At 31.0% G+C, this 18,256-nt stretch carries 13 protein-coding genes; 5 read left to right on the forward strand and 8 right to left on the reverse strand.

What is annotated here, in order from left to right; translation table 4 throughout:
* Window positions 1-165 precede the first annotated feature (165 nt).
* A complete protein-coding gene (gene rpsT, locus E1I18_RS00850) occupies window positions 166-441 on the reverse strand; it encodes a 30S ribosomal protein S20 (protein WP_141483722.1) in 276 nt (91 codons plus the stop codon).
* 200 nt (window positions 442-641) lie between these two features.
* On the opposite strand from rpsT, the gene E1I18_RS00855 reads away from it, so the two are divergent.
* Genes E1I18_RS00855 through E1I18_RS00875 form a run of 5 tightly spaced genes read left to right on the forward strand, consistent with a single transcriptional unit; the run spans window position 642 to window position 5,311 of the window.
* Complete coding sequence (locus E1I18_RS00855; RefSeq protein ID WP_141483723.1) at window positions 642-1,070, forward strand: LSm family protein; 429 nt, start codon at window positions 642-644, stop codon at window positions 1,068-1,070.
* A gap of 8 nt (window positions 1,071-1,078) precedes the next feature.
* A complete protein-coding gene (locus E1I18_RS00860; RefSeq protein WP_141483724.1) occupies window positions 1,079-2,725 on the forward strand; it encodes a NusA N-terminal domain-containing protein in 1,647 nt (548 codons plus the stop codon).
* Window positions 2,726-3,007, forward strand: a complete 282-nt coding sequence (locus E1I18_RS00865; protein WP_141483725.1) for a YlxR family protein — start codon at window positions 2,726-2,728, stop codon at window positions 3,005-3,007.
* A complete protein-coding gene (gene infB / locus E1I18_RS00870; RefSeq protein WP_141483726.1) occupies window positions 2,986-4,788 on the forward strand; it encodes a translation initiation factor IF-2 in 1,803 nt (600 codons plus the stop codon). The genes E1I18_RS00865 and infB overlap by 22 nt, the downstream gene beginning before the upstream one ends.
* Window positions 4,789-4,795: 7 nt before the next feature.
* Window positions 4,796-5,311, forward strand: coding sequence for an adenine phosphoribosyltransferase (locus E1I18_RS00875; RefSeq protein WP_141483727.1), 516 nt, complete (start codon window positions 4,796-4,798; stop codon window positions 5,309-5,311).
* An 86-nt stretch (window positions 5,312-5,397) separates the two neighbouring features.
* Here E1I18_RS00875 and E1I18_RS00880 read toward each other — a convergent pair whose 3' ends face one another.
* The 7 genes from E1I18_RS00880 to E1I18_RS00910 form a co-directional block, all read right to left on the reverse strand.
* Complete coding sequence (locus E1I18_RS00880) at window positions 5,398-7,194, reverse strand: MnuA family membrane nuclease (RefSeq protein ID WP_141483728.1); 1,797 nt, start codon at window positions 7,192-7,194, stop codon at window positions 5,398-5,400.
* A gap of 18 nt (window positions 7,195-7,212) precedes the next feature.
* A complete protein-coding gene (locus E1I18_RS00885; RefSeq protein ID WP_141483729.1) occupies window positions 7,213-9,204 on the reverse strand; it encodes a lipoprotein 17-related variable surface protein in 1,992 nt (663 codons plus the stop codon).
* Window positions 9,185-9,553: a hypothetical protein gene (locus tag E1I18_RS00890; protein ID WP_141483730.1), complete on the reverse strand. Its 369-nt coding sequence runs from the start codon at window positions 9,551-9,553 to the stop codon at window positions 9,185-9,187. The genes E1I18_RS00885 and E1I18_RS00890 overlap by 20 nt, the downstream gene beginning before the upstream one ends.
* Window positions 9,554-9,783: 230 nt before the next feature.
* Window positions 9,784-12,072, reverse strand: a complete 2,289-nt coding sequence (locus tag E1I18_RS00895; protein ID WP_141483731.1) for a lipoprotein 17-related variable surface protein — start codon at window positions 12,070-12,072, stop codon at window positions 9,784-9,786.
* Window positions 12,073-12,213: 141 nt separating this feature from the next.
* Window positions 12,214-13,086 (reverse strand): 5'-3' exonuclease, encoded by an 873-nt coding sequence (locus E1I18_RS00900; protein ID WP_141483732.1) that lies wholly within the window; start codon window positions 13,084-13,086, stop codon window positions 12,214-12,216.
* A 7-nt stretch (window positions 13,087-13,093) separates the two neighbouring features.
* Window positions 13,094-15,994 carry a DNA polymerase III subunit alpha gene (gene dnaE / locus E1I18_RS00905; protein ID WP_141483733.1) on the reverse strand — a complete coding sequence of 967 codons (2,901 nt, stop codon included), beginning with the start codon at window positions 15,992-15,994 and terminating at the stop codon, window positions 13,094-13,096.
* Window positions 15,995-16,087: 93 nt separating this feature from the next.
* Window positions 16,088-18,247 carry a helix-hairpin-helix domain-containing protein gene (locus tag E1I18_RS00910; RefSeq protein ID WP_235888469.1) on the reverse strand — a complete coding sequence of 720 codons (2,160 nt, stop codon included), beginning with the start codon at window positions 18,245-18,247 and terminating at the stop codon, window positions 16,088-16,090.
* Window positions 18,248-18,256 lie beyond the last annotated feature (9 nt).

Genomic DNA, 18,256 nt, shown 5'->3' on the forward strand with positions numbered 1-18,256 from the left:
ATGAAGAAACGTATAATGAATTTCTAGAAATTGTAAAAAATTGTATATAGAAAAAACAAAAAGTGTATTTTGACTTAAAATAACAGTCAATTTTACACTTTTTGTTTTTTACTCCGAAACTCAGGAAAAAACAACCTTGCGGTTGTTTAAGATTGGACGCTTATTTTAAGCATTTGTTTTAGCATTTTGTTCGTTAACAAATTTATCTAGACGAGATGATTTTCTAGCACCTTTGTTTGGGTGGAAAACACCTTTTTGCACTGCAGTAGCAATAATTGAATGTGCTTTTTGTACCAATTCTTTAGCTTTTTCATCTTTAGCTAAAACTGCTTCTCTAGCAGCTCTGATTGCTTTACGAACTCTAGTTTTCATTGCGTTATTTCTCAATCTGTTTTCTTCAGACTTAGCAATGTTTTTAACTTTTGATTTTATATTTGCCATATTATAAGCCTCCTCTTTTTTCTTGTTTAGTTTCATAACGAAACTGAAAAAATCGATTTAATTATAAAGCAAAAAGTTTTTTTGCAAAACGCTTTTTACTATTTTTACCTGCAAAATCCACCTTCTCGTGCTATAATTTAAGCACAAGTCAAATAATATTGAGTTGCACACGCAACTCTTTGTTATTTTATAGGGGGTTTATGAATTGAAAATTGCTTTTAGCTCAACACTTTAACGAGGTTATAGATGCTAAAGAAACTGTTGAAGATGGTATGCAAATACTTGATATTACTTTATCACACAGTGATTTAAACCACATCAATGATGCAAGCATCAAAATCAATAAATTTCTTGATGAAAATGCAAATATTGAGAGATTTGATTCGATAGTAATTCATTCTCCAGGGCTTAATGATGATATTGATTTTGCTTCATTGCCGCAATTTATTGGCCAGGATATTGAAATATTTTTACAAAAAAATGAAAACGGCGTCAATAAATACAATGCATTGCTACTTGAAGATAATGATCAAAGCATTAAGATTAAATGAAATCAAAAAGGCAATATAAGAAAAATCGATGTTAATAAATCAAACATTATAAAAATAAAAAGACACTTTAAATTTTAGGAGTACTTATGTCTAAAAATACAATAGCAAACCAAGATGCTGTATTCTACAACATTGCTAAACACTATGAAACAAATCAAAAAATAGACATCAATGATATTGTCCGTATTTTTAGCGGTGCAACCACTCGTATTTTGTCAAAAATTGACCAAGATATTGAGGTTGAATACATTCTAAACGAAGAAACCAAAACACTAAAACCAATTATCAAGACATGTATTGTTATTGATGATCAAGAGGCTGATGAGTACGCAAATGGTGATGATAATGATAAATTATTGTTAATTTTAACTTATATTTCACTCACAAATGCACGCAAAATTAAATCAGATGCACAAATAGACGATGTTATTTCAATTGACCTTGATCTTAAAGCACTTGATAAAGCAGTAGAAAATACAAAAGATCCAAACATACTTAAGAAAATACACTCATCAATTTTGCAAGAAATTTCAGCACTCAAAAAACAAAAAGTTTATGAATGTTTTAAAGACAAAATTGGACAACGAGTTGGTATTAGATATTCAACCAAAAATGCTGATGGTTCATGAAATGTGCAAATTGAAAGTGAATCATTGTTATCTACTTCTGCATTCTTACCCGCTGCATACATTTCAAGCAAGAGAAATGTGAAACCTGGTGCATATGGTCATGCAACTATAACCAGTGTTGAAGAAGATAGCAAATTAAGTCAAGTACAAGTTTCAGTGGACACAAAAGAAAATGTTGAAGAACTACTTAAACTTTCAATTCCCGAAATTCAAGATGGTCTTATTGAAATTGTTGCGTCAATACGCCAACCGGGTGAACGAACTAAAATTGCACTAAAACCAAGCGATTTGGCACCTGCTGACTATGATGTATACGGTGCAGTTGTTGGACCTAATGGTAATAGAATCAATTCAATTTGCGAAAAAATAGGTGAAAAAATTGATGTTATTTTATACGATGAAGATGTTAAAAAATACATTTCTCAAGCAATGAGTCCAGCTAAAGTTATTGATGTAGTTCCTAAAGACAACAATGTTGAAGGAAGCAGACAAAATTATTGAATTATTGTGCCTCAAGACTCACTAACACCTGCAATAGGTCGAAAAGGTATTAACGTATTGCTTGCTGCTGGTCTTGTAGGTTGCAACCTTGAGGTTATTAGCAACACTGATGCTCTTTCAAAAGGTATCGTGTTCAACAACAGCAAAAAATTTGAACCAAACAAAAAACCAAACCAACAATTCAATACAAACAGACACACTCAGAGACCAAAACGCAATGGTTCACTATTTGACATGAATAAAGTCAATGTTAAAGCAGATAACTTTGATGCTGATGTGTTAAGTTTCCAGGAAAATGAATTTGAAGGTATTGATACAACCAGTTTTGACTTAGATTTCAATGAACTATTCAAAAAACACAGTGAAAGTGAAGCTAAAAAAGAAAAACAAGAGCAATCAAAAGAAATTACCATTGATGATATTGCTGAAGAATTAACACGTGAAAATGCAAAAAAAGAGCAATACAAAAATGATGCTGAAGACTACAAAAGAGTTAAAGAATCTATTAAAGAAAACTTTAAAGTCGATAAAGATCTTTCGAGTTTTGGTCTTGATGACTTTGATATCGACGACTTTATGGATGATGAAGATTGAGGTGAATAAATGAACCAAACTACACGAAAATGTATAGTTTCGGGAAAAATTCTTCCTGTCGATGAACTCATAAGATTTGATTATAAAAAAGATACAAACACAATAAGTCTAGACCTTGATAAGACAAAAAAAGGTAGAGGCTGTTATTTATATTTAAGTGAAGAAAATTGAGCATGTGTGCTCAAAACCAAAGCACTTAATAGAGCATTCAGAACCAACGTTACAAAGGAAACTTATGCACAAATAGAAAAAGAACTCAAGGAGGCGAAATGTCTAAAAAGAATAGATTAACCAATCAAAAAGATGTTGAATCGCAGCTAAAAAACATCAAAACCGAAGTTAAAAACGGTGTTTTTATCTTCACAAATGCAATGCCACTTGGTGAATTTGCTAACAAAATTAGTCTAAATCCAAATGATTTGATTAAACGCTTTATGATGAAAGGCAAAATGTATCAAATTAACCATATGCTTGATGAAGAAGAAATCGCTGAAGTGTGTCTTGAACACAATTTAGACTTCAAAAAAGAAATTAATGTTGATGCATCTAACTTTTTAAACAAAGTTGAGTTCATTGATGATGAAAAATCATTGTCAAAAAGACCTCCTGTTATCACAATTATGGGTCATGTTGACCATGGTAAAACAACACTGCTTGACTACATTCGCCAATCTAGAGTTGCTCAAAGTGAATCAAGCGGTATCACTCAACATGTTGGAGCATATCAAGTAAGCAATAACAAAGGCACCATCACTTTTATTGATACACCAGGCCATGAAGTCTTTACTGAAATGCGTTCTCGTGGAGCTCAAGTCACTGACATAGTTATTATTGTTGTAGCAGCCGATGATGGTGTTAAACCTCAAACTAAAGAAGCAATTCAACACACTAAAGCTGCAAAAGCTCCAATGATTGTTTTTGTTAATAAGATGGATAAACCAACCAAAGATATTGAACGTGTTAAACGTGAACTTGCTGAAAATGATGTTATTGTTGAAGAATATGGCGGAGATGTTCCGATTATTTATGGTTCTGCAAAAACCGGTGAAGGTATTGAGTTGCTTTTAGACAACATTATTGCTCTTTCTGATTTAATGGATCTTAAAGCAAATAAAGATCGTTATCCAGCCGGTGTGGTTCTTGAATCTCGCTCTGACAAGGGTGTTGGAGTGGTTGCTACCTTAATAATCAGTAATGGTTCACTTTATAAAGGTGACTTTATCGTGGCTGGTAGTTCATATGGACGAGTAAAATCACTTAAAACCACAAGTGGAATGCCAATTGAGTGTGCTACACCCGGTATGCCTGTTGTGGTTTCTGGTCTTAACATTTCACCGCTTGCTGGCGATCGTTTCATCTCATTTGAAGATGAAAAATATGCTAAAAAAATTGCTCAAGAAAAACAACAAATTGACAAAAAACAATTGTTATTCAATCGTTCTCAGAATGCTGAAGATGAAAATAAAAAGGTACTCAATGTCATCATCCGTTCAGATGTTCAAGGAACATCTGAAGCATTGCGTTCAAGTATTGATGGAATGCAAAATGATGAAGCAATTATAAGAGTTATTGGTGCACAGACAGGTCAGGTTTCAAATTCAGATCTACTTCTAGCACAAACCTCAGATGCAATCATCATTACTTTTAGAATTAAAGCAAGCACAAACATTAAACAAAGTGCTAAACAAGCAGGTGTAAAGATTGCTCATTATGATGTTGTCTTCAAAGTTATGGAAGACATGCAAGCTTGATTAGATGGTGAAAAAGCAGTTGTTTATGAAGAGAAAAAGATTGGCTCAGGTCATGTTATTAAAACATTCTTCTTCTCAAAAGTTGGAACAATTGCCGGTACTATGCTTGATGAAGGTATTGTAAAAATTGGCTGCAAGGTCAAAATATTTAGACGACGAAAACTTATTCATGAAGGTTTTATTGCTACCCTTCAACGCGATACCAATGAAGTAAAAGAAGTCGAAAAAGGTAAAGATTTTGGTATGACTATTCAAAAATTCAATGATATTCAAGTCGATGATATTGTAGAGTTCTTTGAAGATGTTGCTATTACAATTTAGAGGAAATATGAACTTAAAAAAATATATTCGTGATGTTAAAGATTTTCCACGCAAAGGTATTTTATTCAAAGATATTAGTCCTTTGTTGGCCAATGGCGAAGCATTGCACTACACAATTAATGAGATGGCAAAATTAGCCACAGATTGCGATGTTATTGTTGGTCCTGATGCACGTGGTTTTCTATTCGGTACTGCTACTGCTGCAAAACTTAAAAAACCTTTTATAATGGTGCGTAAACCAGGTAAATTGCCTGGCAAAGTAATTAGCAAACACTATGATTTAGAGTATGGAAATAATGTACTTCAAATCCAAGATGGTTTTATTAAAAAAAGTCAAAGCGTTGCTATTATCGATGATGTTTTAGCAACCGGTGGTACAACTAAAGCCATTGTGACTCTACTTAAAGAGCAAGGAGCAACAGTTAAAAAAATTATTCTTTTGCTTGAACTTGAAGACCTCAATGGACGAGCAAAATTTGACCCTGAGGAAGGTATTGAAATACATTCACTCATTAAGGTATAATTTTCCTTATATACTCATTTTTGAGTACTTTTAGCAAAATGGCTTAGGCCATTTTTTTATTAAAAAATGCACCATTGGTGCATTAATTAATGTGCGTCGTTTTTGTCCAAAATTAAGTCATAACTTATTGGAGAGTGGTCTGAAATTCCGTGGTAAACATAGCTTTGTGAATAACGTTTACTATTATATCCTTTAACATATTTAACTCAGTCTTCATATGAGTTAATTGGAGCATACTGGAAAATGTTTGAATATCTTACAAAGTCATAGAGTCTGAATGTGGTAGCATTGGTATAGTTCATATTAGAGTAGTGAATGATTTTGTCGTATGGTTCTGAATAACCGTTGTTATTTGCTTTTAGTGATGTTAAAATGTTATCTTCATCAAGAGGCATCACAGCACCATAGTCTTTAGTTCAACCAAATACTTTAGACTGATTGCCTTTATGAATATTAGTATCACCTTGGAATATTAAATCATCATCACCGTTGGTTATTTTTTTAGCTCAATCAAAAACTTTTTTAATGTTTCATGCTTCGTTAGCTTCATAAGCACCTTGTTTTTTGACTCCATTTGCTTTTGGTTCAGGAGAATCTTTTCCAGTACCTGGACCATCTAAATGTGAAAGCATATATGTGAAATTAACTTTTTGGTATTTAGGTGTTTTTACTCCAAATTGAACTAAGAACGGCGGTCTATTAAATTGATTTACTGATCCACCATATTTAGTTTCAAATCCTTCAGAATTATCATAAAATCTGCCTGACTTCTTATCACCTAGAACTAAAGGCGAAACAATATTATCTTTATAGATGAATGCAGCATAACCGTCTGCTTGGCCCTTACCATTAAGTGCATCATATTTATCTGAAATAATAGCTTTTCAAGTGTTATTTCTATTATTTTTTTTCTCAAGATCGTTTAATAGATCGACCAATATGTTAGGTACATTGTCACCATCAAGTTCGGTTAGACCTACAACATCATAGTTATTTACATAAATAACAGATGCAATAGCTTGTCCTTTTGATACTGGAGCATCATTACCATAATTCTTAACATTTCATGATGCTAGTCTGATTTTATCTTCAGTTTTAGGTGTTGCACTAAATTTACCAAGTTTCTCATTAATATTAACTTTAGGTGGTTTCTTATTTTTACCTTTTGAATGTCCATTAGGATTTCTTGGACGTGAAGGTTTTTGCTTTTCACGTGGTGGTTTTTGCTTTTCGCCTGGCGAAGGTTTAATACCTTGATTTGGAGGTGTGCTTGAGTCATCGCTATCGATGTCTTCTTCATCATTCTCATCGCTACCTGGTTCATATGGATCATCATCAGGGTCAAGAGGTACTTCACCTTCTTCGTCTGAAGAATCTTCATCATCAGGGACTATAAATCCATCCTCATCTTCATCTATAATAGGTGGTTTATCTTTAGGTTCAGATGAACTTTTACCTTGATTATTTGGTTCTGTTGCTCCTGGTATTGATTGTTTACTATCTTGTTGTTTTTTATTTTTATCCTGTACTGTTGGTTCACTTGATAATAATTGAGAAGCCTTAATTATTAAACCTTTCTCTTCGGTTTTTTCGCCTGTGTTTTTAATTAACTTATACTTTAATTCTATGTCATTATTTGGTAGTTTAGTAATACCTGTAAACTCAATGTCAACATAAACATTATTAGTATTGTTACTAAATTCAAACAATGTTTTCTCTAACATAGATAAATTATTTTCACTTATAAATAATTTTTTATCTGGTTTAAGGTGTAATGATACAGTGTCTTGTTTTTTAGAGTTATTAGAACAAGAAGCAACAACAATTGCTGAAATTGTTGTTGCTAATGAACTAAATATTAGTAATTTATGTTTGCGATTCATAATAGTAGATTGATGTTATTATTCGTCGTCTTCTGATCTTGATGAGCTGCCAGGGTTAGATTGAGAAGAATTGCCTGTATCAGATTTTAGGTCGAAAAGTTTGAATTTATATATTTTGCTATCATATTTAAAACCCTCACCTGCTAAAACAAGTTTGAATTGGATTTCTACAGATGTTGAAGTTTTAACAAGTTCTAGACCTTTTTCTTGATTAGATGGTTTTTTTCCACCCTCTAAAAACGCAGGTGCAACGGTGTTTTTTCCAGTATGAGTTAATATATGTTTTGCACTAGGGTCTAATTTTAGTCCTTGAACTTTTTTCTTTGCTGATTTGGGGTAGAAATAGATATCTTGGCCATCTATCGCTAAAAGAGGATGTTTAGGTTTTTTTTCGGTTTCGGTTTTTTTAATAAACTCTAAAATAGCTTTATTATTTGCTTCGGAAGCAGTGTAATGGAATAAATTACCTTTTTCTGCTTCTTTGAATGCTTTATTATCTCTGTATTCCTTTTGAGGCATAAAACCTTCAAAGGTATAGGTTCTTTCTTCTTTTGTATTGTTTAATGTGTTGGTAAATGTTACAGTCACATCAAGCTTAGTTTTATCATTTTCTTGTGGAGCGACGCTTGTGATTTTTATGGTTACTGGTACACCATCTTCAGCTGGTTTTAATGTAAATTTATCAGCACCTACACTTATAGCAGGTGTGTTTGATTTATTATTTTCAATTTTACTATCCAAGGTAGGTTTTGGATATTTATTAATAAAGTCTTTGAGATTAAATTCCTTCATTTTGAAACCATTTAATATATAAGGAATTTCTACAGAATTATTATTGGTTGAAAATGTTGCATTAACACTCAATTCCCCCTTGTAATCATCAGCTTTTAATGAATAAGAAACACTAATTGTTGACTCTAAATCATTGTTGTTTAGTTTTGCTTTTAATTCTTTTTCTGTCACTTCTGAAGGTAATTTATCTTTTTTATTACCTTCATAAACAATCACCACATCTTTAACTTTTGAAGCTAGGTCATTGCTTTTGAAACCATCAATTTCAATTGTTCTTCTCTGAGATTCTACAGTGTCGTCTCCAATTTTATATGTGAGATAAATAACAACATCTATCTTTCTTTCACCTATTTTTGGTGTTACTGATTCGACATGTGTAGTGTATCCATTAGCTTCTGGTGGAACTTTCACACCACTTTTTGTTGCATCTTTTTCTTCAACGTTCTCTTTATTTTCGTATTTAATTTCAATTGAATCTAATACACCTTTAACATCATCTGCTGAAGGAACTTTAAATTCCTGTAATTCTGATTGTTGTACAATTGTTGGATTAGGGAATGTATTTTTTTTGCCACCTTCATATTTTGAAACTCTAAATTTAAAACCAAATTTATCTTCTAACTTAACTAATTTTACCTTGTTGAATATATCATTTTTTCCGTGTTCATCTTTATCATCTGGTCATGAAGCGTTATAACTGTATTTTGGAAAGTGTCCTTCTTCTAATGAGAATAAAAGTGTTCTTTCTTTATCAGGGTCTTTACTATCATATTTTTCAGCATAAAATGCCTTTTTTCTATAATCATAGTAAATTGGAACACCATCATTTGCTCTAGAGAAAAAGTCTCATGATTTTTTTGATTTAAATAATTTAGTATGTTTACTAAAAATGTCATATGCTTCTTTAACATCAGGATCTATTTTATTTTCGCTTCCTGAATCATTGCCTGTACCATCATTAGGATCTTTTGGATTTTCTGGTTGAGGTTGTGGTGCAGGATTATTATCGCCAGGACCAGGTTGAGGTGTAGTATCAGGATTTGAATCACCAGGATTTTCTGGCTGAGGTTGAGGTGCAGGAGTACCATCACCAGGACCAGGTTGAGGTGTAGTATCGGGATTTGAAGAATCACCTGGATTTTGTGGTTCTGGTTGTGGTTGTGGTGCAGGTGTACTTTGACCTCCCTGACCGCTGTTGTTATTTGCCCCCCCCCTCATTAGAGTTATTTTGTCCTTTTTCAGTTTTGAAACCACTAAGAATCTTTGTTATAGTATGAGTTTTTTTACTTGAAGAGTCTCTTACTTGAATAATAACTGTAACAGAGTTTTTATCAGTTGCACTAACGTTAACAGATGTAACTTTAAGTTTTAAAGTTTTATCAGTAGAACTTACTTCTATATCATCTGCTGTTACATCTTTTGCTAATTTATTTGCGGATTGATCTTTTAGTTTTACATTAACTAATTTATTGTAGTCTTTTGTTTCATTACATGCAGCAGCTAGCATAGGTGTTGCTATAGAACTTACTGTTAGTACTGAAAGTCATGCTAATTTTTTATTTCTCATTTTAATATTCCTTAATACATATTTTTGTATTATTTTGTGTGCTTAAAAGTATATTCTTTTTAATTATTTCATATAGTATAGATATTATTAAAATGCAAAAATACCTTAAAATAAGACATTTTTGCATATTTTTTAACATTCAAGACAGATTATTATATGAAATTCATTTAAACACAACAACATATAACTATTGTGTTGTTGTGTTTTAATGGTAATAATTGAATATGGAATTATTTCGTTTTGTTTGAAGTATGTGGTGTGGTAGTTGAGTCAAATAAAACAATTTCGTATGTTTTAGGACCTACTATATTACCTCTTTGAAGTGTTTTGAATTTTAATTTTACATTATTGTTTTCTAGCACTAAATCGACACCATCATTATTACGACTTAAGACTTTTCCGCTTTCAGCATTAGCAGATGCTAATGATTTAAATCGTCCATGCGTAATTATTATCTTTCCATAATTAGGTCAGTCTTTTTCTAGTTCTGGATTAAACACTAATCCTTTTAGTTCGATATCTTTTTTAGTTTTTGGGTCTTTTGTATAAAACTTGCCACTCTGGAATTTTAGTAGAACACGGTTTTGTCCATTTTTAAGATATTCCTTAATTTTATCTTTTGCATTTTGCTCACCTTTAAAAACAAATAAAGGAACCATTTTGTTTTCGGCTAATTGAGTTGCAACATCTCCAGTTATTTTAAAGCTTTCTAAAACATATACTTTCTTTTTTGATTCTTTAGTTTGTGAATTAGAAAACACTAATGTGACATTAAGTTTCGAGACATCACTTCTATTTACCTCTACTTTTTCTATTTGTACACTGATATGTGTATTAGAATCGATTGCTGGTAGTTCAATCATTTCCTTTTCTACTTGTGAGGTAAATATTTGTGATCTATCTTTATTATTTTTAAGTGTAGGACCACTGTACTCATTTAGTATTTGTTCTAATGTGGCGATTTTCTTAAATCCATCTATTGAAAAGTTTTTAACTCTTAATTCTTTGCCTATTTTAAAGGTTGCTTCAATAGTTAATGAACCAGCAGCATCATTTGGTATTAATTTAAATGATACATTAATATAATCATCTAATGGTAGTGCATCTTTAAGCACTTTAATTTTGTCATTAGTTACTTGAGAAGGCAACGTTTTTACTTTCTCACCTTCATAATTTAATTGAATACCATTAAGAATTTCATCAAAAGTTAGTTTCTTAAATCCACTAATCTCAATTTTTCTAGATTTAGATTCAAGTTTGTCGTTACCAATCATTCAGGTTAGTTTAACCTCGACAATAACTTTACCCTCTAAAGGATTTCTTTCTATATTAATTACTTTAACGTCATTAAAACCTTTGAGTCTAGGTAAAATTAACTTTAATGGATTAACATCTTCTACACTTGTATTTGCTTTATTTGGATAATCTATTGTTAAGTTATTTAATACTTGATCAACCTCTTGTTCAGTTGGATCTTTAATACTAAATAAATTAGATTGCTCAACTTTATTTGGTAATGGCAATGTGTGTTTATCTAATTTAGATTCGCTAATTCTAAATTTGATGCCAAATTTTCCATCTTGTTTTACTAAAGATACCTTATCGTAAATATGACTATCTGATTGATCGCCTTCTGGAAGTGCTACACTTAAGTCTTCAGGAACAATTGCATTTGAGTCCAATTTAAACAATAAATTTCTATCTACATCAATATTATTTGTGTCAAAAGGCTTTTCATAGAATGATTTAGTTTTGGAATCATAGTAAATTATTGATTTATCTGAAGCTTTTGAAAGAAATTCTCACGATTTTTTGCTTATATTAATTTTTGTGTGTTCTTTAAATGTTTTATAAGCCTGCTCAACTTGCGCTTGATGTTGTTTTTGTTTTTCATCTGTTATTTTAGGCTCAATAGGCTCTGAATGTTTTTCTGATTTAAATCCACTCAATTCTTTTGTTATAGTTGTCTGTGTTTTTGTTGAGTTGTCAACAACCTTGATAACAACTATAACTTTTGTTTTGTCTTCTGAAACATTTAGACTAGAAATTTCAAATGATAAATCTTTATCATTTGAAGAAATTTTCACATCTTCTTTTTTAATCTCATTAGCATGCTTGCTTGAAGCATCATCAACTGAAACACTAACTAATTTATTGTAATCTTTTGCTATAGGTGTTTTGTTTTGTGTCTTAAATCCACTCAATTCTTTTGTTATAGTTGTTTCAGTTTTTGTTGAGTTGTCAACAACCTTGATAGCAATGGTGATTTTTTTGTTGTCTTTTGAAACTACTACATCGCTAAGCTGCAAAGTTAACGATTTATCTGTAGAAAACACTCTGATGTCTTGTTTTTGAATATCTTTAGCAAATTTTTGACTTGCATTTTCTACTGAAACCATAACCAGTTTTGTATAGTCCTTGGTTGATTTTGTAATATCATTACATGCAGCCGATAAAACAGGTGTAGCTATTGAGCTAACTGTAAGAATCGACAATATTGCAAACTTTCTTTTTCTCATTTATATCTCTCCTCTAATAAATTGGAGAAATTATAAATTCGGTAAATTTATCAAAAAAACATAAGGACAGAGCAAAAAAAAAAAAAAAAAAAGAAAAATACCACAAATTAATGGTATTTTGCATACAAAATGGAAATGTTTTTATATGATTTCTAACTTTCTTTTAGCCGTTTGCAAACCAAATTCATCTAGTTTAGCGTTTCCTTGTTTTTTGTTGATTTTTGACATTAGATAATCATCTAAATTTGTGTTCATATTAACTTGTGTGTTTAAAATTGTTAAGCCTTTGCAAAAGAATGCATCATCTTTTCCATTAATTAACTTTTGTTTTGTTGCTCCTTTAATTTCATCTATGTTTTTATAAATATTTTCAATATTTTCATATTGATTTATTAGTTTTATGGCACCAATTTTGCCTATTCCTACTACACCTTTGATGTTATCAGAGCTATCACCTGCCAAGCCTTTAAAATCTGGAATCTGATATGGCTGTAAATTAAAATATGATTCAAAATTATTGTCTGTATAGCAATCAAATTCACCATATTTATCTTTAAAAAGTACATAAGTGTTTTCATTAACAAGCTGCAAAAGATCTTGATCTTTTGAATAAATAATGTTTAATGCATCTTTATTTTGCGCTAAAGTTGCAATCAAATCGTCTGCTTCGTCTCCAACTTGTTCCAGTCATTGAATGTTGAATGCACTTAAAATTTCTTTGATGTACTTAAATTGTTCAAATATTTCTGCAGGTGCCTTTGTACGTCCCGCTTTGTAGTCATCATATTTTTCATGTCGTTTAGTTTTGCCAAATGCATCAAATGCTATAAATAAATGAGTTGGCTCAACATAATCAATAATTTTAGATAGCGTCATTAAGAAAACATGCACACCATTTGTGCTGCGTCCATTGTAGTCATTCATCATATTTCCATTAGACATTGCATATGATGCATAGAAAGACTGAAACATTAAAAAGTTTCCATCAATTAAAAGAAAAGTATTTTTGCGCATAATATTCCTAAAGAGGTTTAAGATCTCTTAATAAAAGTTTGTGATTTTTGTTTTCTATTTTAGCTTCTAAAATATCACCAGGCTTAAATATTGATCATTTATCAAGGTAGATTAAACTTGGATAAAATGTTTGTTTTATGTTGCTATCACTTAGCTCAATAACAAAGAAATTTTTTCCGTTAAGTACTCGTTTAGCAGTTAATTGGGCAACTACATAGACACTGTAACCTACTGGAATTGTGTTTAAATTAAATTCGTATTTAGCTTCATAAATTGATGTTGGCGAAGCATTAAAAGTCATGCCTAATAATGAGATTTCATTGGTTGCTTCATAGTTAATATCTCTTTTGACATCATCATGAATAATATCTAAATAACCTGATTTTTGCAGTTTTTGTCGTGCTTGTTCTCATGTATTTTTGGCCACTAATTTATAGCAATCAAGCAGTGTTTTTGTTGCGTTTTCAATAAATTTCATGTGTCCATAAGCACGAAAAACATTTGAACGAATGAGCAAATTTAATAAGCTTTCAGTAATTCCTGCATGACGAAGGCGCAATATTGTTTCATTGAGATTTTGATTAAACGGACCTCATTGTGCAATATTAGACATAATTTTATTAACGCCTTCTTGACCAAAACCTTTGATAAGGTCAAAAGGCAAGTAAATTTGATTGTTTTTTATTGTGCAAAATTGTGTTGAGTGTAGAATATCTGGCGAATTAACAATTATTCGCTGTTTTTTTATTTCTTCTACATATTTTGCAATTTTTGCCTGATCACCTCGAGAATTCGTGATTAAAGCAGTGTAAAAGTGCAAAGGATAGTAGGTTTTATAGTAAGCCATTTTCATTGTTAAATATGCATAACTAACGGCATGTGATTTATTAAAACCGTATTCAGCAAATCGTTCAATATTTGCATAAATTTGATTGACTTGTTGCATACTTAAACCATTTTTTAATGCTCCATTGATAAAAGTTTCTTTATATTGCTTGATTTTTGAGTCATCTTTTTTGCTTATTGCACGTCGTAAAAAGTCTGCTTCTACAAAACTCATATTAGCGACTTTTTGAGCTATCATCATAATTTGTTCTTGATAAACCATTATTCCATATGTACTTGCGAGAATTTCATCATATGCTGGATGAATTTTTTTGACTAAATTAGGGTTTTCTTTATTGAATGCGTACTCATTTATGTATGCTAAAGGACCAGGTCTAAACAGCGAAATAATTGCATAAAGATCGTCGAATGCATTAATTTTGATTTTTTTAATTGTTTTATTCATTCCGGGCGATTCTAATTGAAAAATTCCTTCAGTGAAGCCTAAATTTAAGTTTAAAAATGTTTTTTGGTCATTCAAAATGAGTGGATTTTGTTTAAGTAAAAAGTCAAATTTTTGAGTAGGCAATAAATTTTGCTCTATATGTTGGAGTTCTGTAAGAGTTTTAAGACCTAAAAGGTCAATTTTTAAAAGTCCAAAGTCTTCAACATAATCCATTGATAATTGAACTTGTTGAAAACTTCCATCGTTTGTTAGAGAGCAAGGTGCATAATTTGTTATTTTTTGTCTTGCAACTATGATCCCGGCCGGGTGATAACTTTGTTGACGAGGCAGTCCTTCAACAATTAATGCGTGTTTAAGCAGCGGTTGAAAAGGTTCAATAGCAAGTTGAAACTTGATGTTTTTTTGCAAAGCTTCATTAAGAGTTTCGTTAGCCCCGAGTGTTTTAGAAATTGCATTGATCACTGTTAGATCAATGCCTAAAACACGTCCAACATCTCGGATTGCCATTTTTGCACCAAGTGTTTGAAAAGTAGAAATCAGTGCAACATTTTCAAAACCATATTTTTCCTTGATGTAGTCAAAAACCTCAAATCTTCTATCATCTTGAATATCTATATCGATATCAGGTCATGAAACACGTCCAGGATTTAAAAAACGCTCAAAAAGTAGATCATATTTCAATGGATTAATTGCAGTTATATTAAGTAAATATGAAATAAATGAACCAGCAGCACTACCACGACCAGGCCCTATTGCAATGTTTTTTGACTTGGCTCAATTGACTAAATCTTGAATAATTAAAAAGTAGTTTATAAAACCTAGCGATTTAATTGTTTCGAACTCATAATTTACTCGTTGGTGTCAAATATTTTTGTTTGTTGGAAGTTCGTTTTTTATATTTTCTAGTCCTTTTGTTAGCAGTCTAACAAGTATTTTTTCATTGGTTTCGTCATCATTGTTTTCAAATTTTGCAAGGTTTAATTTCTTTGGTTCAAGTTTGAAATTACACTGGTCAATAATTGAGTAAATTCTGTCCAAAAGTACTGAATTTACAGTAATTTCGTCAAAATAATTGTGAGTTTGATTACTGAGTTTGTGTGAGCCTAATTGTTGAATTATGTTAAGTGTATCATTCTGCGAAATATCAAAAAGTTGATTACTTCGATAGAATAATGCATTAGGTATACTAGAATCCAAATCACAAACAAAATAATTTGGTGAATTAATTTGAAAATTTTGTTTTGTTTGCGCATATATTCCAAATTGAGGATGGTCAAGAACAAAAATATTTGTGTCGCATAATTGATCAAAAGTTATTGACTTGTTTTGTGACCTAGCCAATATTAATTCATTGATTTTTTGAAAACCATCCAAATTTTTAGCAAGCAAAATAAATCTATAATTATCAACATCTAAATCAACGCCGACTATTGGTTTTATATTGTATTGTGAACAATATTTTAGGAAGCTTCCAAGACCAAAAAGGTTATTGTGATCACTTAAAATTACGGCATCTAAACCGTTTTGTTTTGATTGCTTTACTAGTTCATCGACTCGAATGAGTGAGTCTAAAAAAGAGTATTCAGTTGTGTTGTAAAGGTTGATAAATTTTTTCATATTTAATATGATACTTTATTATTGTTTTTATTGATTTAAAAGGGAAAAAATTATAAAAAAACAATCATTATAATAACTTGATTGTTTTTTTGATTAATACACAAGTTTGCCCTGTATTCTGTTTTTTTCTAAGTCGTTTGATATGATTTCAACTTTAATATTATCACCAACTTTTAAAATGTCTTTAGGATGCTCAATAAAATGAGTTTTATCTCTTTTCAAATTTGAAATGTGAATAAGAACATTTTGTTTAATGCCAATATACACAAAGACACCAAAATCAGTAATACTTTGAACAGAACCATCTAATATCATTCCAACTTTTACATCTTCAGCATTGAGCACATCTTTACGTAAAATGTAACCTTCTTTGTTGTCCCGAATGTCTTTAGTAGGGTTTTTAAGTGATTCTAAGATTAGATTGATGTCATAGACGTTTGAGTTAAGTTTGCTTGCTAATTCTTCAATATTTGCACTTTCAAGAATGCTTGTATCAATATTGTTTAAATCAATGTTTAATAACTCACAAAGTCTAGTTGCAAGTTCATAGGATTCAGGGTGTATTGAAGTGCGGTCAAAAAAGTTTTTTGAGTCATGAATTCTTAAAAAACCAATACATTGTTCAAATGCTTTAGGTCCAATACCCTTAACATCTTTAAGTTCATTTCGGTTGCTAAATTTTTTGATTTCGTTTCTGTGTTCAATGATATTTTGCGCAGTTTTTTCACTAAGTCCAGAAATATAAGTTAATATAACCTTTGAAGCAGTGTTAAGATCAACACCAACCTGGTTAACAACTTTATCAATCTTGAACTCAAGTGCTTTAGATAAATCTTTTTGGTTTACATCGTGTTGATATTGACCTATGCCTATTGAACGAGGTTCAATTTTTATTAATTCATTTAAAGGGTCTTGAAAACGTCTACCAATGTTAATAGCCGGGCGTTCTTCAACACTAAAATCTGGAAATTCTTCAATTGCAATCTTAGATGCTGAATAAACAGAAGCACCAACTTCTGAAACGACAACATACGAAATATCAGTGTTTTGGTCAAATTTGTGTTCTTTAATAAGGTTTGCGATGAACTCTTCTGTTTCTCTTGAGGCCGTTCCATTACCAATAGCAATTACATTGACTTTGTATTTGTTTATGAGTCTATTAATTATTGATTTTGCTTGCTCAATTTTAAGTTTAGGTGGTGTTGGAAAAATAATATCTTTTTCTAAAAAGTTGCCTTGAGGGTCTAAAACAGCAACCTTGCAACCATGAATATATGCAGGGTCAATAGCTAAAACTGTTTTATTTTTAACTGCTGGTCAAAGCAACATGTTTTCAAGACTGTTTGCAAATAATTCGACCGCTTCCTTTTCAGCGCGTGTGAATAAGTCTGCTTTAATTTCGCGAATTATTGAAGGATAAATTAAACGATCAAGACTATCTTGCAGAGCTTCATGAATTATTTTTCCTGTACGTTTGTTTTTGAAAAATAATGAATCAAGATGGTATAAAATGTGTTTTTCATTGAATTTAATGTCATAAGAAACAATTTTTTTATCTTCTGCACGAGAAATGGCAAGTATTCTGTGGTTTGGTATTGATTTGACTGCTTCTTTAAAATCGTAATATTGTGCAAAGACTTCATTTTCGTCTTCAGCACCTTTTTTCAATTTTGTTTCAATAAAACCAAATTGAAGTAATTGATTTTTAACATATTCACGTGTAGAAATGTCTTGTGAAATTCATTGACTAATAATGTATTTTGCTTGTTCAAGTGCAAATTCAATTGTTGGAACTTTGTCGTTTAAGAAATTTTTAGCAGCATTATAAACATTGAATTTTTCAGATGTGCTTTCAAAAATTTGTTTTGCAAGAGGTTCTAGACCAAGCGTAATTGCTTCAGTAGCCTTTGTTTTTTTACCTACTTTGAATGGTTCATAAATGTTTTCAACTTCAGCTTTTGTTTCAGCTAAATCAATCTTATTTTCAATGTCTTTAGTTAAAAGTTGTTTCTCTGCAAGTATTGTTTTTATTGCTTCTTTTCGCTTGTTTAACTCAATGTTGTAAGTGTATAAATCAGAGATTTGTTGAATAATTTCTTCATCAAGTCCACCAGTTGATTCTTTTCTATATCGAGCAATGAATGGAACGGTTGAGCCTTCAGACAATAAATCAAGTACAGAGCGTACTTGATCTATTCTGATATTTAATTTTTTCGCAACAAAATCTTGTGATATATCTATTTTTTGATTCATTTTTTAATC

The organism is Mycoplasmopsis mucosicanis, from assembly GCF_006546935.1.
Taxonomy (GTDB): domain Bacteria; phylum Bacillota_I; class Bacilli_A; order Mycoplasmatales; family Metamycoplasmataceae; genus Mycoplasmopsis; species Mycoplasmopsis mucosicanis.